The organism is Nonomuraea fastidiosa (assembly GCF_042751225.1).
In the GTDB taxonomy this organism is placed as follows: domain Bacteria; phylum Actinomycetota; class Actinomycetes; order Streptosporangiales; family Streptosporangiaceae; genus Nonomuraea; species Nonomuraea fastidiosa.
In genome coordinates this window covers 4725005-4747373 of sequence record NZ_CP170570.1, presented here as the reverse complement: position 1 = coordinate 4747373, position 22369 = coordinate 4725005, and the positions used below count along the sequence as shown (strand labels likewise).

The following is a 22369-nucleotide window of genomic DNA, read 5'->3' as shown; positions in this document are numbered from 1 at the left end:
ACGACAACTACTTCGCCGCCTGGATGTCGGCGGACAGACGGGTGTACTTGGTGGACGCCGGACCGAGGTCGATGATCGACTCACCGTCGAGCAGCTTGTCCGGCGTGATGCCGAGCAGCGAACCCTTCGGGATCTTCACCCGCTCCATGGCCGCCTTGTTGGGGACCTTGTAGTTGATGTTCTCGGCCGCCCAGCTGTGGATCTCGGGGCTCAGGATGTAGTTGATCAGGGCGTGCGCGGCCTCCTTGTTCTTGGAGGACTTCATGATCACCATGGTGTCCACCCAGAGGTCGCTGCCCTCCTTGGGGTTCGCGAACCCGATGTTGCCCTTGGGGTCGGTGGTCGGGCACCAGCCGTCCCACGCCTCCACCATCACGGCCTCGCCGCTCTGCAGGCGCTCACCGAACGTGGTGTCGTCGTAGGTGAGCAGGTGGGGCTTCTGCTCGAGCAGCAGCTTGCGGGCCTGCTCGATCTCCTCGTCCTTGTCGGTGTTGACCGAGAAGCCGAGCACCTTGAGCGCGGGCAGGGCGAGCCAGCGCTCGGTGGTCATCATCGTGACCTTCTTGTCGGCCCAGGCCGGCGGCTTGAGGAGATCGTTCCAGCTGTCCGGGACCTTCTTCACGAGGTCCTTGCGGTAGCAGATGCCGGTCGTGCCCCAGGTGTAGGGCACGGAGTACTTGTTGCCCTTGTCATAGGACAGCTGCGTGGCCTCGGGGTAGAGGTTGGCCAAGTTGGGGATCAGCTCGGGGTGGATCGGCTCCAGCAGGCCCATGGCGTTGAGCGCCTGGGCGTACTGACCGGAGACGAACGCCACGTCGATGCCACTGTCGCCGGGGGCGGTGAGCTTGGTCATCGCGATCTCATTGGTGTCGTGCAAGGTGATGGTCATGTCCTTGACCTTGAGGGTCGCTTTGACCTTGTCGGCCAGCTCCTTAGGCAGGTAGCCATCCCACACCGTGACCTGCAACGACTGCTTCGTCAGGTCCGCGTTGGGCTTGAGCTCGGCCGCCGCCCCCGTCGTGTCCTGTGAACTTGACGAGGCCCCACCGCCGCACGCCGCGACGGCAAGCGCGAGGCCGACCACCGCGATGGTGGCCGGGAAACGACGGGTGAACCGGGAACGGGACACGGCCGCTACTCCTTCTGAAATTGAGATGTAAGAGGGGTCGCGCGACCTTACCGGACACAGCAGACCAGAGCAGGAGTGTTGCAGCAGAAATCAACATGAGCAAGACTTTTGATGACATTGCTACCTGGAAGTTTGGTCCACGAGTTGAATTGGGATTCAATACGCCGCCGGGTGCTCTCTCTGGGTGAGAGACCGCTCACCCCGCGAGATCGCGGGCTCAGCGCCGCGCTCGTGGCGTGCCTCGGGGAGGAGGCACCGGCACCTCTGTCCGTACGGCGATTTCTGCCGTTGCCCACCTTCTCGTACGGGCTTGGAGATCTCCACACTGGGGTCCCAGGTGAGCGTGACTTCGGAGCTCACGTGGACCAGACGAACTACTCGGTGGTGGTGGACGAGCGGGTCGTCGTGAAGTGGCTCACCCCGCCCGCGCCCCTCCCCCATCCCACCCCTGACATCCTCGCCCACCTCGTTGAGGCTGGATTCAAGGACACCGCTCCTCCTTACGCCGTCCTGACCGGCGTGGTAGACGGCAGGGAACACCTCCTAGCGCTGGTCACCGGTTACCTTCCGGATGCCAGGGACGGCTGGGAGTGGTGCGTGGACGACGCCGTCGCCGGCTCCACGGCGTTCGCGACCGAACTCGGCCGCCTCGCCGCCGACCTCCACCTCGCGCTGTCCACCCTCCCCCACCCTGCGCCATCCGCGCCCCCGCCGTCCGCAGGCCCCGCGCTCCCGGGCGGCCCCGCCGCCTCCCCCACCTCCTCGGACTCGGGGCGGACGCCCGCAGAGGCGCGCGCGGCAGGAGACGCGGCGGCCGCCACGACGGCGCCCGCGGAACGAGCCGAGGACACGCGCCCGGATCAGGCGTTCGCGGAGCGGGCGGAGGAAGCGCTGGGTGAGGCGCTGGCGGTGACCGAGGGCGAGGACGGCGCGTGGCTCGCCGGACGGGCCGACGCCATGCGCAGGGAGCTGGCCTCGCTGGCCGCGCCCATGACCACGCCGCTGATCAGGATCCACGGTGACCTGCACGTCGGCCAGATACTCAAGTGGCGCGACGGCTACGCGGTGATCGACTTCGACGGCAACCCCACGGTCACCGACGCCGACCCACGCCAGCCGGCCGCCCGTGACGTGGCCCAGCTCACCACCAGCCTCGAACACGTGGCCCAGGTGGCGATCAAGCGGCGCGGCACCCCGCCGGACCGGGCCGCCGCCTGGGTGCGCGAGGCCCGCGCCGCCCTGCTCGCCGCCTACCGCGCCCGCCTGGCCGAGCGGCACCGGAGCGATCTGCTGGATGAGCGGCTGATCCGCCCGTTCGAGGTGGAGCAGGAGTGCCGCGAGCTGATCTACGCCGCCCGCCACCTGCCCCGCTGGCGCTACGCCCCGATGGGCGTCCTGCGCACCTGGTACCCCGAGGAAACCCCTGCGCCGGACGCCGGCGCTCCGCCGGCAGACGCCGCCCCGCACCCTACGGACACCCCCGCACCGCACCCCGCCGGCACCCCTGCGGGAGACGGCGCCCCGCACCCCACGGACACCCCCGCACCGCACCTCACCGGCGCCCCTGCGGGGGATGTCGCCCCGTTCCCCACGGAGACCCCTGGGGAGGAGCCCGCGCCGCGGGCCGCAGACGACCCTTCGCGGCACTGCGCGGAGAAACCTGAGGAGAACATCGCGTGAAATCCGAGCTTTACCTGTCCGACCTGGAGAGCAAGCCGGAGGCGCTCGCCGGCCTGGCCGCCGCGCTGCGGGCGGGCGACCCCTTCGACGGGCTGCCGGAGGACGTCGACCGGGTGCTGTTCCTCGGCATGGGCAGCTCCCGCTACGCGGCGGGGGTGGCGGCCCGCAGGCTGCGCGCCGCCGGGGTCGCCGCCGTCGCCGAGTACGCCTCGGCCGCCGCCGCGTTCCCGCCCGCCCCGGGCACCCTGGTGGTGCCGATCTCGGCGACCGGCGGCAGCCGCGAGACGCTCGACGCGGTGGAGGCGTACCAGGGCGGGCCCTCGTTCGTGGCTGCGCTCACCAACCGCCCGGACGCCGCGCTCGCGAAGGCCGCCGACCTGGTGGTGGAGATGCGGGCGGGCGAGGAACGCGGCGGTGTCGCCTGCCGGACGTTCCAGCACACGCTGGCCCTGCTGCTCGCCCTGGAGAGCCGGCTGACCGGCCGCACCCGGGACCTGCCCGCGCTCGTCGAGCGGGCCGCAGAGGCCACCGCCGACCTGCTGGAGCGCAGGGACGAGTGGCTGCCGCTGACATTGGAGCTGCTGGACGGCCCGCACGGCGTCTACACGATCGCCCCCGCCGAGCGCCTGTCGTCGGCGGAGCAGTCGGCGCTGATGCTGCGGGAGGGCCCGCGCCGCCCGGCCGACGCCTGCGAGAGCGGCGACTGGTCGCACGTGGACGTCTACCTCACCAAGACCCTCGACTACCGCGCGCTGCTCTTCCCCGGCTCCCGCTACGACGAGCAGGCCATGGACTGGGTACGGCAGCGCGGCTCCACGGTGGTGACCGTGGGCGGCGAGGTGAAGGACGCCGCCGCGGCGGTCCGCTACGTGCACGACGACGACCCCGACGTGGCCCTGCTCACCGAGACGCTGGTGGCCGAGCTGGTGGCGGCCTACTGGTGGTCGGCCCAGGAGGACGGCTGATCAGTGCGCGCGTACGGCGAGCGCGTGCTCGACCAGCGCGATCAGGGTGTTCTTGACCGCCTCCCTGGCCCGCGCGTCCGTGCGCACGATCGGCACGTGGGCGGAGATCGTCAGCGCCTCCCGCACCTCGTGCTCGTTGTGCGGGAACTGGCCGTCCCAGCCGTTCAGCCCGATGATGAACGGGATGCCGGAGTTCTCGAAGTAATCGACGGCGGGGAAGCTGTCGGCCAGCCGCCGCGAGTCGACCAGCACCACCGCCCCGATCGCGCCGCGCACCAGGTCGTCCCACATGAACCAGAACCGGTGCTGGCCCGGCGTGCCGAACAGGTAGAGGATCAGGTCGTCGGAGAGCGAGAGCCGGCCGAAGTCCAGCGCCACGGTGGTGGTGCTCTTGCCCGGCGTGTGGCGGAGGTCGTCGATGCCGGTCGAGGCGTCGGTCATCACCGCCTCGGTGGTGAGGGGCATGATCTCCGACACCGCGCCGACGAAGGTGGTCTTGCCCACGCCGAAGCCGCCGGCGACAACGATCTTCGTCGAGGTGAGCCCGGGGTTAGAGCCTGCGAAGTCCACTGAGAACCCTTTCGAGCAGGCCTCTGTCGGGCAGGCCCGCCTCAAGCTGCGGCTGGTACACCCTGACCAGCCCGTCCGCCTCCATGTCGGCGACCAGCACCCGTGCCACGCCGAGCGGCACGCTGAGCAGCGCCGAGATCTCCGCCACCGAGCGTACCTGGCGGCACAGCTCGCTGATCGCCCGGTACTCGCGTGTGTACGTCGTGCCGAGCTGAGCCGAGGTGGCCGATGACACCAGGGCCTCCATGGCGAGGTTCGTCCGCGGCGCCGTACGTCCGCCGGTGACGGCGTACATGCGGACGAGCGAGCTGCGCTCCGGCTCCTCTTCCTGGTCGTGCCACGATGCCAAGGTTCACTCCCATCACCAGGGGCGCACGGAGGACAACTCCGCTCGCACGGCAGGAGTGAGCACCTGCCCCGCGCGCTCGACCAGGATCGTCATCTGGTAGGCGACCAGGCCCATGTCGCAGTCGGGCGCGGCCAGCACCGCGAGGCAGGATCCGTCGCTGATCGCCATCACCAGCAGCAGCCCGCGCTGCATCTCCACGAGGGTCTGGGTGACCTCGCCACCGCCGAACACCCGTGCCGAGCCCTGCGTCAGGCTCACCAGGCCGGCCGCGATGGCGGCGAGCTGGTCGGCGCGCTCCTGGGGGAAGCCGCGGGAGTAGGCCATCGGCAGCCCGTCGGCGGAGACCACCACCGCGTGCGCCACGCCCGGGACCTCTTCGACGAAGCCGGTGACGAGCCAGTTGACGTCTTTGGCGGCCTGGCTCAGCTCCTTCATGAGTCCTCCTCAAGCTCGGCGCGTCCTTTGCGTACACCCTGCTGGTAGCTGGCCAGCCGGCTGCGCAGCCGGTCGGGGGAGACCGGAGGAGCGGGAACGGGCGGAGGGTTCGGGTTCGCGGTCCCCGGTACCAGGTTCGCGCGCGGGGTTCGCTTCGGCAAGCCGGAGTTCGTGGTCCCGCTCTTGACCGGCTCGGCGGCGCCGGCGGCCTGCCGGCCCTGGTCGGCCGCGGACGGCCAGGACTGGTCTCGGTGGTCCGCGGTGGGGGCTGAGCGGCTGAACCAGCTGCTCACCTCGGTCACGGGCTCGGGCGCGTGGTCCTGCGCGGCGGGCTCGGGCCTGTGGGAGATGCCCAGCTCGGAGCTGGGCGCGGTCAGCGGGTCGGGCCGTGCGGGCGGCGGCTCGGGGGCCGCCTGCTCCATCGCGTGCGCCGGGGTGGGGGTGACGTCGAACCACGACGGCTCGGCCGCGCCCTGGCCCGCCGCGCCGTTGCGGAGCGCGAGCCCGTCGTACGACGGCGCCGCCCCTGTGTCTGACGAGGTGTCGAAGGACGGGTGTCCCCCGGTGAGCGACGGCAGCGACGTCAGGGACGGCGGGGACGGCGGGGACGGCGGGGACGGGTACGCGGGGGCCGGGGCGGCCGCGTGCGCCGGCGTGTGCGGCTGCCGGGACGCCCGCTGCCGCTGACCCGCGCCGGGCACCGGCCCCGGCACTCCGGTGAGGAGCACGGGCGGGACCAGCACCATGGCGGTCAGCCCGCCGGTGTCCTGCAGCCGGAGCTGCACCTTGATGTTGTGCCGCAGGGCCAGCCGGCCGACCACGAACAGGCCCATGCGCCGCGAGACGGACACTTCCACGACGGGCGGGTTGGCCAGCCGCCAGTTGGCCTCGGCCAGCTCCTCCTGCGTCATGCCGATGCCGTGGTCGGTGACCGACAGCAGCAGGCTGCCGCCGTCGATGCGGCTGCTGGAGATGATGACCTTGGTGTCACCGGGCGAGAAGGACACGGCGTTCTCGACCAGCTCGGCGAGCAGGTGCACGACGTCGGTGACGGCCTGTCCGGCGATGGCGACGTCCGACTGGACCTGGATGCTGACCCGGTCGTAGCTTTCGACCTCGCCCAGCGCGGCCCGGACGATGTCCATCAGCTCGACCGGCTCGCTCCACTTGCGCGCGGCCTCCTGACCGGCGAGGACCAGCAGGTTCTCGCTGTTGCGCCGCATGCGGGTGGCGAGGTGGTCGAGCTTGAACAGGTCGCCGAGCCTGGCGTCGTCGCGCTCGCCGCGCTCCAGCTTCTCGATGAGCGTGAGCTGCCGCTCGACCAGGGTCTGGCTGCGCCTGGAGAGGTTGACGAACATGGCGTTGACGTTCGAGCGCAGCTTGGCCTCGTCGCCGGCCAGGCGTACGGCCTCGCGATGCACCTCGTCGAAGGCCCGCGCGACCTCGCCCACCTCGTCCTTGGTGAAGATGCCGATGGGCGGCACCTCGACGTTGACCGCGCCGTCGCGGGACTCGCGCAGGTGCTGGACGAACTCGGGCAGCCGGCCAGGCGATCTCCAGGGCCTCGCCGCGCAGCCGGCGCAGGGGGCGTACGAGGGATCTCGCCACGCCGGTCGTGATCAGCAGCACGGCCACGAGCAGGGCGAGCACGGCGATCGCGGTCACGACGGCGCGCTGCCGCTCGTCGGCGCTGAGTGCCTCGCTGCGCTGCACGATGCCCTGGGCCTGGCGCTGCTCGACCTTGCGCATGGAGTCGAGTACCACGCTCGACGCCTCGAACCACTCCCTGGCGTCGTCCTTCTTGGTCAGGTCGAGCCCGCGCAGCGGCAGCCCGGTGGTGGCCCTGATGAGTACCAGCTCGCGCAGGAAGAGCATGCGGTCGGCGGAGCGGCCGTTGACGGTCTCGTCGAAGAAGCGGCGCTCCTCCGCGGTGGCCTCGGCGGCGAAGTCCTTGCGCTCGCCCGCCTCCCTGGACTGCTCGCCGAGCAGCCGCTTGAGCGGCTCGGGCTCGAACGAGCCCTCGACCAGCGCCACGATGATGAGGGCCTGCTGGTACGACACGCTCTCCTTGGCCCTGGCCAGCCCGTCGAGCATGCGGGTCTGGCGGAACAGCTCGTCGTCCACGCTGCCCTTGACCAGCTCGTTGTGCACCGACAGCAGGCCGCCCACGATCACCGTGTAGAGCTCGACGGCCGGGCCGGGCAGCAGGTTGGCGTCCAGGGCCTGGCGGCGCAGCGAGGTGAGGTCGTTGAGCCGGTTGAGCAGGTTCTCCAGCTGGTCGGCGGTGCGTCCGGTGGAGTCGGGCAGCAGCTCCTGGGCGATGGCGCGCACCTGCTTGGCGGACAGGTCCACCTGCGCCATGTGGGACTGCACCTCGGCGAAGGCGTCGGCGGGCCGGTTGCGGGCGATGTACCAGGCGGTTCTGGCGCGCTCGGCGGAGACGAGGTGGGTGAACTCGCCGAGCTCGGCCGAGAGCCGGGCGAACTGGTTCGTCCGCGCGTAGTCGGAGGCGGCGGCGGCCGAGTTGAGCACCTGGATGCCGCCGAGCAGAACGGCGGCCGCGGTGGGCACCAAAATGAGCGCCACGAGCCGGGCGCGGACCCGCCAGTTGCGCAGCCGCCAGCCCTCAGTGGCCTGCTTGACGCCCACCTGTGTTGTCACCGAACGCACCTCGTCCGAATCGGCCTATATCGGGCCGTGTGCCCGGAGGAAATCAGCAAGTGCCGGGTTATTGGAACACATCACATGGCTTGTGGCCAAGCAAACATAACGCGACAAATGTTGGTTCACGTGACATATGAGGTTAGAACCTGGTGCTCCATGCGCGAAGCTGCCGCAGCACGAAATTAACCTTTAACAATGACAATGTCCACATATGGGCGATTCGCTCGTTCCAATCGCGTAACACCACCGGCGCACCCCGATCTCCGGAAGGTCACGCCATTGAGAAACGGGCTATTCACCACATATGTTGATCGACGTCAATCGAGGAGGCGCAGGTGGGAGATTCTCCCGGCAACGCGGCAATCACCGTTGCAGGCCTTTGGAAGATCTTCGGACCGAAGGCGCACAAGGTGCTGAACAGCGATGATCGGCATTTGGAACCGTCCGCGCTGAGGGAGAAGACCGGCTGCACCGCCGCCGTACGCGATGTGAGCTTCGAGGTGCGCCCCGGCGAGGTGTTCGTCGTCATGGGCCTGTCGGGCAGCGGGAAATCCACCCTCGTACGCTGCCTGACCAGGCTCATCGAACCCACCGCCGGCCAGGTGACGATCGCCGGCGAGGACATCGGTGCCGCCTCCCCCGCCCGATTGCGCGAGATCCGCCGCCACCAGGTGAGCATGGTCTTCCAGCATTTCGGCCTGCTGCCGCACCGCAGGGTCATCGACAACGTGGCGTACGGGCTGGAGATCCAGGGCACGCCCAAGGCGGCCAGGCACCAGCGAGCGGCCGAGATCCTCTCGCTCGTCGGCCTCGACGGCTACGCCGACTCCTACCCCGACCAGCTCTCCGGCGGCATGCAGCAGCGCGTCGGGCTGGCCAGGGCGCTGGCCGTCGAGCCCCAGGTGATGCTGTTCGACGAGCCGTTCAGCGCGCTCGACCCGCTGATCAGGCGCGACATGCAGGCCGAGGTGATCAGGCTGCACCGCGAGGTCGGCAAGACGATGGTCTTCATCACGCACGACCTGTCGGAGGCGCTGAAGCTGGGCGAGCGCATCGCGATCATGCGGGCGGGCTCGATCGTGCAGCTCGGCACGGCCGAGGAGCTCGTGGGCGCGCCGGCCGACGACTACGTGGCCGACTTCGTCCGCGACGTGCCGCGCAGCCACGTGCTGACGCTGCGCTGGATCTGCCGCGACCCCGCGCCCGGCGACCCGCTGGACGGTCCCGAGCTGCCCGTCACCACCGTCATCAAGGACGCCATCGCCGTCGCCTCCGGCTCGTCGCTGCCGATCAGGGTCGTGGACGGCGACGAGCTCGCAGGCGTGGTGGACCGGGACGACATACTGGCCTTCCTGGCCGGCCAGGAGACGGCCGTGAAGGCGACGGCATGAGCAGCACGGCCGTCGCCACGCCCTCCAGGCCCGGGCTGCCGAGGTGGGCGGCCCCCACGGGGGCGGCGGTGCTGTTCGTGGCGGCGTACCTGGTCTTCCGCGGCACGGGGACGCTGCCGCACGACAAGGAGGCGCCGCAGTTCCTCGCCGTCACCGAGCTGCGCGAGTGGATCGACGACCACCGCAACGAGAACCCGCTCTTTCTGTACTTCCTCAACTACATCCGGCTCTTCGTCGGCCAGCTCTACACGCTCTTCCAGACCGTCCTGTACGCGCTCGGCTGGCCCGGCATCACCGGCGTCATGGGCGCGCTGGCCTGGCTGGCGGGCGGCTGGCGGATCGCGCTGCTCGCGGTCGGCGGCGTGAGCGCGTTCGGGGTGCTGGGCCTGTGGGAGTCGAGCGTGGACACGCTGGCCCTGGTCGGGGTGGCGGTGCTGCTGTCGCTGGCGATCGGCGTGCCGGTGGGCGTGTGGGCGGGGCTGTCGGCGCGCACGCGGCGGGCGATCACGCCCGTGCTCGACGTCATGCAGATCATGCCGACGTTCGCCTATCTCGCGCCGCTTGCGCTGTTCTTCCACATCGGCGCGCCTGCCGGGGCCATCGCCACCATGATCTACGCGATCCCGCCCGCCATCCGCATCACCGCACTGGCGATCTCGTCGGTCTCCCCCACGGCGGTGGAGGCGTCCACCTCGCTGGGCGCGACCAGGTGGCAGACGCTGTTCAAGGTCTACCTGCCGCTGGCCAGGTCGACGATGGCACTGGGCGTCAACCAGACCATCATGATGGCGCTGTCAATGGTGGTCATCGCCAACCTGATCTCGGCCCCCGGCCTGGGCGGCGACATCATCCGCGGCCTGTCGCGGGCGCAGGTCGGCATCATGCTCCCGGCCGGCGTGGCCATCGTGGTCATGGCGGTGGTGCTGGACCGGATGATGATGGCGGTCGCCCGCCGCGACGCCCACGCCAGGATCGGCAGGACCGGCCTCATCGGCGCGGGGGTGCTGGGCGCCGCCGGGCTCGCGCTCATCCCCGTGCTGCCGCCCGTCTGGCCGGAGAGCCTCACGATCGACGTCGTCGCCGAGGTCAACGCGGCCGTGCGCTGGGCCGAGACGAGCTGGTACCCGGTCACCACGTTCATCAAGGACGTCACCTCGCACGCGCTGCTCAACCCGCTGGAGTCACTGCTGACCAGCGCCCCGTGGTGGCTGGTCGCGCTCGCGGTGCTGGGCCTGGCCTGGCGGGTGAGCGGCCCGCGTCCCGCGCTGGTGGCGCTGGCCTGCCTGCTCGGCATCGCGCTGCTCGGCGTGTGGGAGCACGCCATGCAGACGATGACCACGGTCGCCGTCGCGGTGCTGGTGACGCTGCTCATCGGCCTGGTGCTGGGCGTGGCGGCGGCCCGCTCGCCGCGTTATTCGGCCGTCCAGCGCCCGCTGCTCGACGCCGCGCAGACCATGCCCGCGTTCGTGTACCTGCTGCCGGCGCTCGCGCTCTTCGGCACCACCAGGTTCACCGCGATCTTCGCTTCCATCATCTACGCGGTGCCGCCGGTGGTGCGCCTGGTCGAAGACGGCATCAAGAACGTGCCCGCCACCGCCGTCGAGGCCGCCACCTCGGCCGGCTCCACCTCGGGGCAGCTGCTGTGGAAGGTGCAGCTCCCGATGGCCAGGCGGGCCATCCTGCTCGCCGCCAACCAGGGCATCGTGCTGACCCTCGCCATGGTCGTCGTGGGCGGCCTGGTCGGGGCCGGAGCCCTCGGCTACGACGTGGTCGCCGGATTCTCCCAGCGGCCCGACTTCGGCATGGGCTTCGTGGCCGGCGTCGCCACCGTGCTCCTCGGCGTCATGCTCGACCGCATCACGCAGGGCGCCGACACCAGGCGCCCGTCCCCCCGAAAGAGGAAGTTCACATGAAGATTCGCCTGCTCGCAGGCCTGCTCACCTTAGGGCTCGTCGCCGGTTGCGGCGGGGCGACCGTGGAGACCTCACCCAGCTCCTCGGCGCCCGCGTCCGGTTCCTCCGCCGGGTCCGCCGGGACCGTGAAGATCGCCATCAATCCCTGGGTCGGGTACGAGGCCAGCGCCAACGTCGTGGCGTACCTGCTCAAGCACGAGCTCAACTACGACGTGGAGCTGCCGGAGATCAAGGAGCAGCTCGCCTGGGAGGGCTTCGAGACCGGCGATGTGGACGTCATCATCGAGAACTGGGGCCACCCCGACCTGAAGAAACAGTTCATCGAGGAGAAGAAGGTCGCCCAGGAGGCCGGCTCCACCGGCAACAAGGGCGTCATCGGCTGGTACATCCCCAAGTGGATGGCCGACAAGTACCCCGACATCACCGACTACAAGAACCTCAACAAGTACGCCGACCTGTTCAAGACCTCCGAGTCGGGCGGCAAGGGCCAGCTGCTGTTCGGCGACCCCTCGTACGTCAGCAACGAGGAGGCCCTGATCAAGAACCTCAAGCTCAACTACAAGGTCGTGGTCGGCGGCAGCGAGGCGGCCCTGATCAAGAGCGCCCAGCAGGCGCAGGAGCAGAAGAAGCCGCTGCTGTTCTACTTCTGGGACCCGCACTGGCTGTTCAGCAAGACCGAGCTGGTGCGCGTGAAGCTGCCTCCGTACACCGAGGGCTGCGACGCCGACCCGAAGAAGGTGGCCTGCGACTACCCGGAGATGGACCTCGACAAGATCGTCAGCACGAAGTTCGCGCAGACCGGCGGCAAGGCGTACGAGCTGATCAAGAACTTCCACTGGACCAACGAGGACCAGAACGCCGTGGCCGACGACATGACCAACGGCGGCATGACCGGGGAGGAGGCCGCCAAGAAGTGGATCGAGGCCAACCCGGACAAGTGGCAGGCCTGGATCCCCCAGTGACCCCGTCCTGAACCCCCATGACCGCGCGCCCGTCCTCCGGCGGGTGCGCGGTCACCGGAGACCTCTCATGATCCGAATGAAGACGCTGGCCGGCCCGCTCGCCGCGCTCCTGCTGCTCGCCGCCTGCTCCGGCGGCGAGCCCGAGACCACGGCGAAGGCCAAGGGGACCGTGAACATCGACATCCACGGCTGGGTGGGGTACGAGGCCCAGGCCGCCGTGCTGGCGTACCTGCTCGAACACGAGCTGGGCTACCAGGTGAACAAGCGGCCCGCGAAAGAGGACCAGTCCTGGCGGGATTTCGAGTCGGGCAAGGTCGATGTGATCGTGGAAAGCTGGGGTCACAACGACCTGAAGAAGGAGTACATCGAGGAGAAGAAGGTCGCGCTGTCGGCGGGGCTGACGGGCAACAAAGGCGTCATCGGGTGGTACGTGCCCGAGTGGATGGCCAAGAAGTATCCCGACATTACGGACTACCGAAACCTCAATAAGTACGCACATCTCTTCCGGACCGAAAAAACCGGAAATGCCGGACAGGTGCTTGACGGGGATCCGACATTCGTCACCAACGACGAGGCTCTCGTCAAGAACCTCGGGCTCAATTACAAGGTCGTCTACTCCGGCAGCGAGGCCGCGCTCATCAAAGCGGCCCAAGCGGCGACGAAGAATCGGACGCCGCTGCTGATGTATTTCTACGAACCGCAATGGCTCTTCAGCAAGATCAAACTCGTCAAGGTCGCGCTGCCGCCGTACGCGGTGGGCTGTGACAGCGACCCGGCGAAGGTCGCCTGCGACTACCCGCCGTACCTGCTCGACAAGATCGTCAGCCGGCGGTTCGCCGAGACGGGCGGGCAGGCGTATGAGCTGGTCCGCAACTTCACCTGGACCAACGACGACCAGAACGCCGTGGCGAGCTACATGATCAACGAGCGGATGTCCGCAGAAGAGGCCGCCGAGCGGTGGGTGCGAGAGAACAAGATCGTGTGGAAGGACTGGATCCCCCGTTGAGGTTCGACTTCGTCATCGTGGGCGGCGGCTCGGCCGGATGCGCCCTGGCCAACCGGCTCAGCGCCGACCCCTCGACCTCGGTACTGGTGCTGGAGGCCGGGCGGCCCGACTACCTGTGGGACGTCTTCATCCACATGCCGGCCGCCCTGATGTTCCCCATCGGCAACCGCTTCTACGACTGGCAGTACGAGTCCGAGCCGGAGCCGTACATGAACGGCCGGCGCATCTACCACGCCCGCGGCAAGGTGCTGGGCGGCTCCAGCAGCATCAACGGCATGATCTTCCAGCGCGGCAACCCGCTCGACTACGAGCGCTGGGCCTCCGATCCCGGCATGAAGAGCTGGGACTACGCTCACTGCCTGCCGTACTTCAAGCGCATGGAGAACTGCCTGGCCGACCCGGGCAGCGACTTCCGCGGCGACAGCGGGCCGCTCAAGCTCGAACGCGGACCGGCGCGCGGCCCGCTGTTCGAGGCGTTCTTCGAGGCCGTGCAGCAGGCGGGGCACCGGCTGACCGACGACGTCAACGGCTACCGCCAGGAGGGCTTCGCCGCCTTCGACCGCACCATCCACCGCGGCCGGAGGCTCAGCGCCGCCCGCGCGTACCTGCACCCCGTGCGCAAGCGCAGGAACCTGACCGTCAGGACCCGCGCCTTCGTGGAGAAGGTGCTCTTCGACGGCACGCGCGCGACCGGCGTCATGTGCAACGGCGAGCGCATCGAGGCCGGGGAGGTCATCCTCTGCGGCGGCGCCATCAACACCCCGCAGCTCCTCCAGGTGTCCGGGGTGGGGCCGCGCTCGCTGCTCGAACCGCTCGGCGTCAAGGTCGTGCACGACCTGCCGGGCGTCGGCGAGAACCTCCAGGACCACCTGGAGGTCTACGTCCAGCACGCCTGCACCAAGCCGGTCTCCCAGCAGCCCTCGCTGGCGCTGTGGCGGCGGCCGTTCATCGGCGCGAGCTGGCTCTTCCTGCGCGGCGGCCCCGGCGCCACCAACCACTTCGAGGCCGGGGGCTTCATCCGCTCCAACGACGACGTGGCCTACCCCAACCTGATGTTCCACTTCCTGCCCATCGCCGTCCGCTACGATGGCTCGGCCCCGGCGAGCGGGCACGGCTACCAGGTGCACATCGGGCCGATGTACTCCGACGCCCGCGGCTCGGTCCGCATCACCTCCGGCGACCCCCGGCGCAAGCCCGCGCTGCGCTTCAACTACCTGTCGACCGAGCAGGACCGCAGGGAGTGGGTGGAGGCGATCAGGCACGCCAGGCACATCCTGTCGCAGCCCGCCTGGGCCGACCTGGACGGCGGCGAGATCTCCCCCGGCCCGCAGGTGCAGACCGACGAGGAGATCCTCGACTGGGTCGCCAAGGACGGCGAGACGGCCCTGCACCCGTCGTGCACCTGCAAGATGGGCACCGGCGAGATGTCGGTGGTGGACCCCGACACCATGCGCGTGCACGGCCTCGACGGGCTGCGCGTGGTGGACGCATCGGCCATGCCGTACGTCACCAACGGCAACATCTACGCCCCCGTGATGATGCTGGCCGAGAAGTCCGCCGACCTCATCCTGGGCAACACCCCGCTGCCGCCGGAGCCGGTCGAGTTCTACCGCGCCTCCTGAGCGGGACCTCACCTGTCGAGGCGCTGGAAGAGCCGTACGGACAGGACGAAGAAGACGACGGTGATGGCGGCCGGCCAGGCGACGGCCATCAGAACGGCGTGCTGGGCGACCCAGGAGTCGCCGCCCCAGCCCTGGTCGCCGAACAGCTCCCTGGCCGCCGCCACCGTCGCCGACAGCGGGTTCCACTCGGCGACGGCCCCGAGCCAGCCGGGCATGGTGGCGGGGGCGACGAAGGCGTTGGACAGGAAGCCGATGGGGAACTCCATGGCCTGGATCGTCACCGCCGCGCCCGGGTTCCTGGTGCGCAGCCCTGCGTACACGCCGGCCCACAGCAGCGAGAAGCGCAGGAGCAGCAGCAGGCCGATCGCGGCCGCGGCGCCGGAGAGCGTGGCGGGGCGCCAGCCGACGGCCAGCCCGCACAGCAGCAGCCCGGCCAGGATCAGCACCGAGTGCAGCAGGTCGGCGACGGCCCGGCCGGTGAGCACGGCGGACGGCGCCATCGGCAGCGAACGGAACCGGTCCGTCACGCCCTTGGCCGCGTCCGTGGAGACCGCGATCATGGTCGAGCTGAGACCGAAGAGCATCGTCATGCCGTACATGCCGGGCATGAGGAAGGCGAAGTAGTCCACGCCTTCCGGCACCTTGACCGCGCCGCCGAACAGGTAGCCGAAGGCGAGCGTGATGACGATGGGGAAGATCACGCCGGCCGCGATCGTCATCGGCTGGTTGGCCCAGTGCATCAGGTCGCGGCGGGCGACCGTCCAGCCGTCCGCGATCGCCCAGCGCAGGGTCGTGGCCGTCATCGGCGGTCACCTCCGGTGATGTGCAGGAAGACCTCGTCGAGCGTGGGGCGGCGCAGGGCGACGTCCTCGGCCTCGATGCCGGCCGCGGACAGCGCGTTCAGCGCCTCGGCGAGCGTGCGCACCCGCTCGGCGACGGGCGCGCTCACGCGGCGGGTGCCGGGGTCGGTCTCGGCGGGTTCGCCGGCGACCCGCTCGATGATCTCTGCCGCCTCGAGCAGCCGCTCCCGGTCATGGACGACCACGTCGAGCCGATCGCCGCCCAGCCGCGCTTTCAGCGCCTCCGGGGTGCCCTCTGCGACGACCCGGCCGGTGTCGATCACCGCGATGCGGTCGGCGAGCTGGTCGGCCTCCTCCAGGTATTGGGTGGTCAGCAGCACGGTCGTGCCGCCCGCCACCAGGTCGCGCACCGCCTGCCAGATCTCCGTGCGGCTGCGCGGGTCGAGCCCCGTGGTCGGCTCGTCGAGGAAGAGCACGGGCGGTGACAGGATCATGCTCGCGGCCAGGTCGAGCCGCCTGCGCATACCGCCGGAGTACTCCCCGGCCGGTCCTGGGTGCTCGATGCCGAAGCGTTCGAGCAGCTCGTCCGCTCTGGCGCGGGCCGCCGCCGCGCCGAGGTGGTGCAGGCGGCCGAACATCTCCAGGTTCTGCCGGCCGGTGAGCAGCTCGTCCACCGCGGCGTGCTGGCCGACCAGTCCGATCCTGCCGCGCACCTGGCGGGGCTGGGTGCGCACGTCGAAGCCCGCCACCTCCGCGCGCCCGCCGCTGGGGCGCAGGAGCGTGGTGAGGATGCGCACGGTGGTGCTCTTGCCCGCGCCGTTGGGGCCCAGCAGGCCGTAGACCGTGCCGGGGGCGACGTCGAGGTCGATGCCGTCCAGGGCCGTTTTCCCGCCGTACGTCTTGCGCAGCCCTCGTACCGATATCGCTGCCACAGAACCGCCTCCTTGTCGTACGCTGTACCGTACACAATACGGTAGAGGCGGGCAACCGTACGGTGTACCGTTCGGAGGGTGAGCGTTGAGTACTCGGGCAAGGGCGACCCCGCGCGCAGCCTCGCGCTGCTGTGGCGCACCAGCGAGCCCACCGGCCGCAAGGGCAAGCCGGAGCTGAGCGTCGGCAGGATCGTGCGCGCCGCCATCGAAGTGGCCGACGCCGAAGGGCTCCAGGCGCTGTCGATGCGGCGCGTGGCCGAGCGGCTGGGCGTCGGGACGATGTCCCTCTACACGTACGTGCCGGGCAAGCCGGAGCTGTTCGACCTCATGCTCGACACGGTCTACGGCGAGACCGCCAGACCGGCCGACGTGCCGGGCGGCTGGCGGGGCAGGCTGGAGCAGATCGCCAGGGAGAACTGGGCCCTGTACCTCCGCCACCCCTGGCTGCTGCAGGTGGCGGTCAGCAGGCCGGTGCTGGGCCCCAACGTCACGGCCAAGTACGACTACGAGCTGAGCGCCATCGAGGGCATCGGCCTGACCGACGTCGAGATGGACGCGGTGCTCACGCTGATCACCGGGTTCGTGCACGGCACCGCCAGGGGCGCCGTGGAGGCCGCGCAGGCCGAGAGCAAGACGGGGCTGACCGACGAGCAGTGGTGGGCCGCGCACGCGCCGTTCTTCAGCCGCATCGCCGACCCCGAGCGCTTCCCCATCGCCGCCCGGGTCGGGCAGGCGGCGGGCGAGGCGCAGAACGCGGCCTACAGCCCCGACCACGCCTTCGAGTTCGGCCTGCAGCGCGTGCTCGACGGCATCGAGGCGCTGGTGCGGCGGCGGGCCGCCGGTGAAGCGGCCGGGTAGGGCGTCTCAGTAGGCGGCGGGGGCGGCGCGCAGGCGTACGACGTGCTCGACCAGCGAGATCAGCGTCGCCTTGACCGACTCGCGGTTACGCGCGTCGGTGCGCACGATCGGCACCTGCGGCGACAGCGCCAGCGCCTCCCTGACCTCCTCGTCGGAGTGCGGGAACTGGCCGTCCCAGCCGTTGATGCCGATGATGAACGGCAGCTTGGCCTCTTCGAAGTAGTCGATGGCGGGGAAGCTGTCGGCCAGGCGGCGCGTGTCGAGCAGCACCACGGCGCCGATCGCGCCGCGCACCAGGTCGTCCCACATGAACCAGAACCGGTGCTGTCCGGGCGTGCCGAACAGATAGAGGATCAGGTCACGGTCGAGCGACAGACGGCCGAAGTCCATCGCCACGGTCGTGGTCTGCTTGTGAGGGGTCAGCCCGAGGTCGTCGATGCCCGCGGACGCGTCGGTCATCACCGCTTCCGTGGTGAGCGGGAGGATCTCGGACACCGCCCCCACGAAAGTCGTCTTACCGACGCCGAAACCCCCGGCGACGACGATCTTCGTCGACGTGAGGCCGGGGCTAGAGCCTGCGTAGTCCACTGAGCACCCTTTCGAGCATGTTGAGGTCCGGCTGGCCCTCGCTGAGGCGTGGCTGGTGCAGGCGGACAAGCCCTTCGTCGGACATGTCCGCCACGAGCACCCTGGCCACGCCCAGCGGGACGCGGAGCAGGGCCGAGATCTCGGCTACCGACCGGAACGTCCTGCACAGCTGCATGATGGCCTCCTGCTCGGGGGTGAGCAGCGCCATCTCTTCGTCCGGAATCGGCATCGACGAGATCAACGTCTCCATCGCGAGGTGGTAGCGCGGCTCAGCCCTGCCACCCGTCACCGCGTAAGGACGGAACAGGGGCTCCTCTTCCCCGATCCCGTCAGTGCCGTACACGGCCCGCTCCCATCAGTTCCATCACATCACCGGGTCCTGGCGGCCTGAAGCTCCGCGCGCAGGGCCGGAGTCAGCACCTGTCCTGCCCTGTCTACCAGCAACGTCATCTGGTACGCCACGAGTCCCATGTCACAATCCGGACCCGCCAGGACCGTGAGCACGGACCCGTCGCTGATGGCCATGACCAGCAGCAGACCGCGCTGCATCTCGACCACGGTCTGCGTGACCGCCCCGCCCTCGAACACCCGCGAGGCGCCCACCGTCAGGCTCAGCAGACCGGCGGCCACCGCGGCGAGCTGGTCGGCGCGGTCCGGCGGGAACCCCTCGGACGCGGCCAGGCAGAGCCCGTCGGCCGAGACGACGACGGCGTGGGCGACTCCGGGCGTGTTACGGACGAAGTCAGTGATCAGCCAGTCGAACTTGTTGGCCTCATGACTAAGGGTTGTCACGCATCCTCCCCGGCGGGACGCTTACTCACTCTTGTTCTCCTGTCCACGAATCTCCTGGCGCCCCCTGCGCACACCCTGCTGGAAGCTGGCCATCCTGCTGCGCATCCGGTCCGCGGAGACCGGCGGCGGCGGTGGTGCCTGCCGCTGCTGCGCCTGCGCGGGCTGGCTCGCGGTGCCCGGCACCAGGTTGGCCTTCGGGGTGCGCTTGGGGAGCCCGGCGGCGGTGATGCCGCCGAGGCTCGGCTCGGCGGCCGCTTTCGCCGCTTGCCAGCCGGCGTCCGCGGCCGTCCGCCACGCTTCCTCCCCTGAGGGTACGGCGTGCGCGCCCGTGGACTCTCCCTGGCCCTGCGCCGCTTCTGCGGGCGGCCGGCGGAACCAGGCGGACTCCACCGCCGCGAAAATCGGCAGATAGTCCTCTTGTTCCTGCTCAGCGGGGGTGTCCGCCGACGGGGCCGGGTCCGGCGTGCGCACGTCGTTGGTCGAGTAGGAGCCCGCAGGCGGATTCTGGAACGCGCCATTACCAGATGCGCCGGCGGGGGCGCTGGGGTAGGAGGGGTAGGAACCGGAGTCGTACGTCCCCGGCCGCCCGCGGAAGGTGCCGCCGTCGGTGTCGGCGGTGAAGCCGTTGACCCCGGCGCGGCCCGGGTCCGAGGGGAACGATCCGTACGACGGCCTGGGCGTCTCGGGCCCGCCGTCGAACGCGCGCGGCCCCGCGTGCTGCTGCCCGGTGTGCTGGGGCCCCGCCTGGGCTCCGTTGCCCTGGCCCTGCGGCGCGCCGTCGAGCGACCTCGGCCCCTGACCCGGCGCGCCCTCGAACGAACCGGGCGTCCGCCGCGGCAGGCCGCCGGGCCCGGGACGGGCGCCGCCGTTGACCGGCCCCTGCACCGGCCGGACCGGACCGCCGTCGAGCGAGGCCGGGCCCTGGCGCGCGGGGGTGTCGAAGGACGGCGGCCCCTGCCTGACGGGACCGCTGTCGAACGTGGAAGGACCCCGCCCGACGCTGTCGAAGGTCGACGGGCCGCCCGGCCTGGCCGGACCCGTGTCGAAGGACGGGTGCCCGGGACCGAAGCCGTTGTCCAGCGCGCCCGCCCTGGGCGGCGCGGCGTCGAAGGAGTCGAAGCTGCCGAACGACCGGAACGCGCCGTTCGGCGAGAGCGCGCCCGCCTGCGACGGCACCGTGCCGCCGCCGAACGCGGGCCGCTGCGGCAGCGGCTGCTGGGAGCCGTCGGCGATCAGCGTCGGCGGCAGCAGCACCATGGCGATCAGGCCGCCCTCCTCGCCCTTGCGCAGCTGCACCCGGATGCCGTGGCGCAGCGCCAGGCGGCCGACCACGAACAGGCCCATGCGCCGGGAGACCGACACGTCCACGACCGGCGGCTCGGCCAGGCGGTGGTTGGCCTCGGCCAGCTCCTCGTCGGTCATGCTGATGCCGTTGTCGGTGACCGACAGCAGCGCGCCGCCGCCCTCGATGAGGCTGCTGGTGACGGTGACCTGGGAGTTGCTCGGGGAGAACTGGATGGCGTTCTCGACCAGCTCGGCCACCAGGTGGACGAGGTCGTTGGCGCAGCTGCCGAGCACGGACGTGCCGCGGTGCACCCGCACCTGGACGCGCTCGTAGCCCTCGACCTCCGACAGGGCGGCGCGTACGACGTCGATCAGCTTGGCCGGCTGGCTGCGCCGGCGGGTGGCCTCGTGGCCGGCGAGGACCAGGAGGTTCTCGGAGTTGCGGCGCATGCGGGTGGCCAGGTGGTCGAGCTTGAACAGGTCGGCCAGCCGGCCGCCGTCCTGCTCGCCCTTCTCCAGGCCGTCGATGAGCGAGATCTGCCGCTCGACCAGCGTCTGCGTGCGGCGGGAGAGGTTGACGAACATCGCGCTGATGTTGCTGCGCAGCTCGGCCTCCTCGCCCGCCAGGCGCACGGCCTGCCGGTGCACCTGGTCGAAGGCCCTGGCCACCTCGCCGATCTCGTCGTTGCCGTCGACCGCGATGGGCTGCACCTCGCGCACGGACGCCGGGTCGCCGCTGACGCGGAGCTGGCGCACCACGTCGGGCAGCCGGAAGCCGGCCACCTCCAGCGCCTCGGTGCGCAGCCGCCGCAGCGGGACGACCATCGAGCGGGCGATGGCCACCGTGAGCAGCAGCACGACCAGCAGCAGCGCGAGCACGAGGATCCCGCCGGTGATCGCGTTGCGGATCTCGGTCGAGCGCAGCTCCTGGCTGCGCAGGTTCACCCGCTCCGCCAGGCCCTTCTCGACGTTGTGCAGCAGGTCGACGGCGACGGTGTTGTTGTTGAACCAGTCCTCGCGCTCGGCCCTGGCCGAGATCAGGTTGTCGACGATGCGGGCGCCCGGCTCCTTGCCGCTGACCAGGGCGATCGCCCGGGACTTGGTGAGCTGGATGTTCACGTACTCGGGCTGGGACGCCAGCGTCTTGGACAGCTCCAGGCCGACGTCGACGCCGGCCTCGGCGCCCACGGTGGCGATGTCGCTCTGCAGCCGGGCGTTGGAGGCGATGAACTGCTCGACCTCCTTGGCGTCCACGCTGTCGGCGTCGTAGGACGCCTGCAGGAGCTGGACGCGCTGGCGGGAGATCTCCTCCTTGGCCGCGACGAGCGCGCTCAGGCCGCGGAACTGGCCGACGATCTGCGAGTCGTCCGACATCAGGGCCAGCTCGTCGTGCAGCTTGATCAGAGTATCGGTGAGGAAGTCGTAACGGATCGTGTTAGTCTGTCCTTCGGTCCTGATCTTGGGGAGCCGGCTGAGGTCGTACCTCGCCTGCTCCGCTGCCTTGACCACACGGGGACCATAGGACGCGTCCATGGTGTCGAGGTCGGCGCGCACGGCCTTGACCAGCGTGTCCACGGCCGCCTTGCGCTGCGCGAGCGGTTTGGCGAGCTTCTTGCGCATGGCCCTGCTGGCGCCGATCCAGCCGCCTGTGTCGCGCTCCAGGCCGAGCGCCTGCACCAGGTCGCGGATGCGTCCCGCCTGCTCGGCCGCGGTGGCGGTGCGGTCATAGGCGGCGATGCTCTGGATCGAGCTGACCACGCGTGCTCCCCCGAGCACGACGGCGGCGATGGTCGGCACCAGGATGAGGGCGGTGAGCCGCCATCTCACCCGCCAGTTTCGCAGGCCGAAGCGCCGTAGCCAGCCGGCACGGCTCGGCCGCACGGTGGTGCCGTTGCCCGAATTCCCCGTAGTCACCGCTCCCGCTACCCCTCAATCGTCCCGTCCGCAACGGGTCTTCAGACCGTCCACAAGGTATCCGCAGCATCTGACTTAACAGGCATATCGGACACAATCGTTACAAACGTAGCCGGTTGTCGTGTGCTCCTGGTCATCGCAGTGCGGCAAGGACTTGATCGCGGACTTGGGCCCGTTGCGCCTCGTCGCTGAGGGGGCGACCGGCGCGGTCCACAACGTAGAAGACGTCCACCGCCTCCGCGCCGAGAGTCTCCACGCGAGCGGCCCTCACGTCAAGACCGCACTCGCCGAACGCACGTCCAATACGCCACAGGAGCCCCGGCCTGTCATGGGCCCTGACTTCGACCACGGTGGCGGTGGCGGAGGCATCATCGACCAAGGTCACACGGGGTGGAGCGACCGGCACGCGAGGCGGCCTGACACCCCTCGCGCGGCGGGCCAGACGTTGCTCGATGTCAAGACGTCCAGCAAGGACGAGACGGAGGTCGGACTCCAGCGCCGCGGGGTCCGGCGGG

General features: G+C 70.3%; 20 protein-coding genes and 1 pseudogene. 8 read left to right on the top strand and 13 right to left on the bottom strand.

Going from position 1 to position 22369, the window contains the following annotated elements:
• Window positions 1–7 precede the first annotated feature (7 nt).
• The gene (locus tag ACFMQL_RS22135; RefSeq protein ID WP_378786840.1) at window positions 8–1129 is read right to left on the bottom strand and encodes a spermidine/putrescine ABC transporter substrate-binding protein; all 1122 of its coding nucleotides are present in this window, start codon (window positions 1127–1129) and stop codon (window positions 8–10) included.
• A 360-nt stretch (window positions 1130–1489) separates the two neighbouring features.
• On the opposite strand from ACFMQL_RS22135, the gene ACFMQL_RS22130 reads away from it, so the two are divergent.
• Window positions 1490–2809 carry a hypothetical protein gene (locus ACFMQL_RS22130; protein ID WP_378786839.1) on the top strand — a complete coding sequence of 440 codons (1320 nt, stop codon included), beginning with the start codon at window positions 1490–1492 and terminating at the stop codon, window positions 2807–2809.
• Complete coding sequence (locus tag ACFMQL_RS22125; RefSeq protein ID WP_364061298.1) at window positions 2806–3774, top strand: SIS domain-containing protein; 969 nt, start codon at window positions 2806–2808, stop codon at window positions 3772–3774. Before ACFMQL_RS22130 ends, ACFMQL_RS22125 begins: the two co-directional genes overlap by 4 nt.
• Here ACFMQL_RS22125 and ACFMQL_RS22120 read toward each other — a convergent pair whose 3' ends face one another.
• The 5 genes and pseudogenes from ACFMQL_RS22120 to ACFMQL_RS22100 form a co-directional block, all read right to left on the bottom strand.
• Entirely contained in the window at window positions 3775–4344 is a 570-nt protein-coding gene (locus tag ACFMQL_RS22120) for an ATP/GTP-binding protein (protein ID WP_378786837.1), read from the bottom strand. It abuts the gene before it with no gap.
• The gene (locus ACFMQL_RS22115; protein WP_364061397.1) at window positions 4325–4639 is read right to left on the bottom strand and encodes a DUF742 domain-containing protein; all 315 of its coding nucleotides are present in this window, start codon (window positions 4637–4639) and stop codon (window positions 4325–4327) included. The genes ACFMQL_RS22120 and ACFMQL_RS22115 overlap by 20 nt, the downstream gene beginning before the upstream one ends.
• 66 nt (window positions 4640–4705) lie before the next feature.
• On the bottom strand, window positions 4706–5128 hold the full coding sequence (locus ACFMQL_RS22110; protein ID WP_364061292.1) for a roadblock/LC7 domain-containing protein: 423 nt from the start codon (window positions 5126–5128) through the stop codon (window positions 4706–4708).
• Entirely contained in the window at window positions 5125–6612 is a 1488-nt protein-coding gene (locus ACFMQL_RS22105; RefSeq protein ID WP_378786835.1) for a sensor histidine kinase, read from the bottom strand. The genes ACFMQL_RS22110 and ACFMQL_RS22105 overlap by 4 nt, the downstream gene beginning before the upstream one ends.
• A 289-nt stretch (window positions 6613–6901) precedes the next feature.
• Window positions 6902–7660, bottom strand: a pseudogene (locus ACFMQL_RS22100) (nitrate- and nitrite sensing domain-containing protein); the annotation flags it as partial.
• 494 nt (window positions 7661–8154) lie between these two features.
• On the opposite strand from ACFMQL_RS22100, the gene ACFMQL_RS22095 reads away from it, so the two are divergent.
• The 5 genes from ACFMQL_RS22095 to betA all read left to right on the top strand — a co-directional run bounded on the left by ACFMQL_RS22095 (window position 8155) and on the right by betA (window position 14686).
• The gene (locus ACFMQL_RS22095; RefSeq protein WP_378790193.1) at window positions 8155–9183 is read left to right on the top strand and encodes a glycine betaine/L-proline ABC transporter ATP-binding protein; all 1029 of its coding nucleotides are present in this window, start codon (window positions 8155–8157) and stop codon (window positions 9181–9183) included.
• Window positions 9180–11096 (top strand): ABC transporter permease, encoded by a 1917-nt coding sequence (locus ACFMQL_RS22090; RefSeq protein WP_378786834.1) that lies wholly within the window; start codon window positions 9180–9182, stop codon window positions 11094–11096. Before ACFMQL_RS22095 ends, ACFMQL_RS22090 begins: the two co-directional genes overlap by 4 nt.
• On the top strand, window positions 11093–12058 hold the full coding sequence (locus ACFMQL_RS22085) for an ABC transporter substrate-binding protein (protein WP_378786833.1): 966 nt from the start codon (window positions 11093–11095) through the stop codon (window positions 12056–12058). Before ACFMQL_RS22090 ends, ACFMQL_RS22085 begins: the two co-directional genes overlap by 4 nt.
• Before the next feature lie 67 nt (window positions 12059–12125).
• A complete protein-coding gene (locus ACFMQL_RS22080; RefSeq protein WP_378786831.1) occupies window positions 12126–13064 on the top strand; it encodes an ABC transporter substrate-binding protein in 939 nt (312 codons plus the stop codon).
• Window positions 13061–14686 carry a choline dehydrogenase gene (gene betA, locus ACFMQL_RS22075; RefSeq protein WP_364061274.1) on the top strand — a complete coding sequence of 542 codons (1626 nt, stop codon included), beginning with the start codon at window positions 13061–13063 and terminating at the stop codon, window positions 14684–14686. Before ACFMQL_RS22080 ends, betA begins: the two co-directional genes overlap by 4 nt.
• 8 nt (window positions 14687–14694) lie before the next feature.
• Here the strand turns inward: betA and ACFMQL_RS22070 are convergent, their stop codons facing one another.
• Window positions 14695–15489 (bottom strand): ABC transporter permease, encoded by a 795-nt coding sequence (locus ACFMQL_RS22070; protein ID WP_364061271.1) that lies wholly within the window; start codon window positions 15487–15489, stop codon window positions 14695–14697.
• The gene (locus tag ACFMQL_RS22065) at window positions 15486–16418 is read right to left on the bottom strand and encodes an ATP-binding cassette domain-containing protein (protein WP_364061268.1); all 933 of its coding nucleotides are present in this window, start codon (window positions 16416–16418) and stop codon (window positions 15486–15488) included. The genes ACFMQL_RS22070 and ACFMQL_RS22065 overlap by 4 nt, the downstream gene beginning before the upstream one ends.
• Before the next feature lie 78 nt (window positions 16419–16496).
• Here ACFMQL_RS22065 and ACFMQL_RS22060 point away from each other — a divergent pair, with 78 nt between their 5' ends.
• Window positions 16497–17276: a TetR/AcrR family transcriptional regulator gene (locus tag ACFMQL_RS22060; protein WP_364061265.1), complete on the top strand. Its 780-nt coding sequence runs from the start codon at window positions 16497–16499 to the stop codon at window positions 17274–17276.
• A 6-nt stretch (window positions 17277–17282) separates the two neighbouring features.
• Here the strand turns inward: ACFMQL_RS22060 and ACFMQL_RS22055 are convergent, their stop codons facing one another.
• The 5 genes from ACFMQL_RS22055 to ACFMQL_RS22035 all read right to left on the bottom strand — a co-directional run bounded on the left by ACFMQL_RS22055 (window position 17283) and on the right by ACFMQL_RS22035 (window position 22203).
• A complete protein-coding gene (locus ACFMQL_RS22055; RefSeq protein WP_364061262.1) occupies window positions 17283–17864 on the bottom strand; it encodes an ATP/GTP-binding protein in 582 nt (193 codons plus the stop codon).
• Entirely contained in the window at window positions 17845–18207 is a 363-nt protein-coding gene (locus ACFMQL_RS22050) for a DUF742 domain-containing protein (RefSeq protein WP_364061259.1), read from the bottom strand. The genes ACFMQL_RS22055 and ACFMQL_RS22050 overlap by 20 nt, the downstream gene beginning before the upstream one ends.
• Window positions 18208–18233: 26 nt before the next feature.
• Entirely contained in the window at window positions 18234–18656 is a 423-nt protein-coding gene (locus tag ACFMQL_RS22045; protein WP_364061257.1) for a roadblock/LC7 domain-containing protein, read from the bottom strand.
• Window positions 18657–18677: 21 nt separating this feature from the next.
• On the bottom strand, window positions 18678–21854 hold the full coding sequence (locus ACFMQL_RS22040) for a nitrate- and nitrite sensing domain-containing protein (protein ID WP_364061254.1): 3177 nt from the start codon (window positions 21852–21854) through the stop codon (window positions 18678–18680).
• Between the two features lie 133 nt (window positions 21855–21987).
• The gene (locus ACFMQL_RS22035; RefSeq protein ID WP_378790192.1) at window positions 21988–22203 is read right to left on the bottom strand and encodes an ACT domain-containing protein; all 216 of its coding nucleotides are present in this window, start codon (window positions 22201–22203) and stop codon (window positions 21988–21990) included.
• Window positions 22204–22369: the final 166 nt, after the last annotated feature.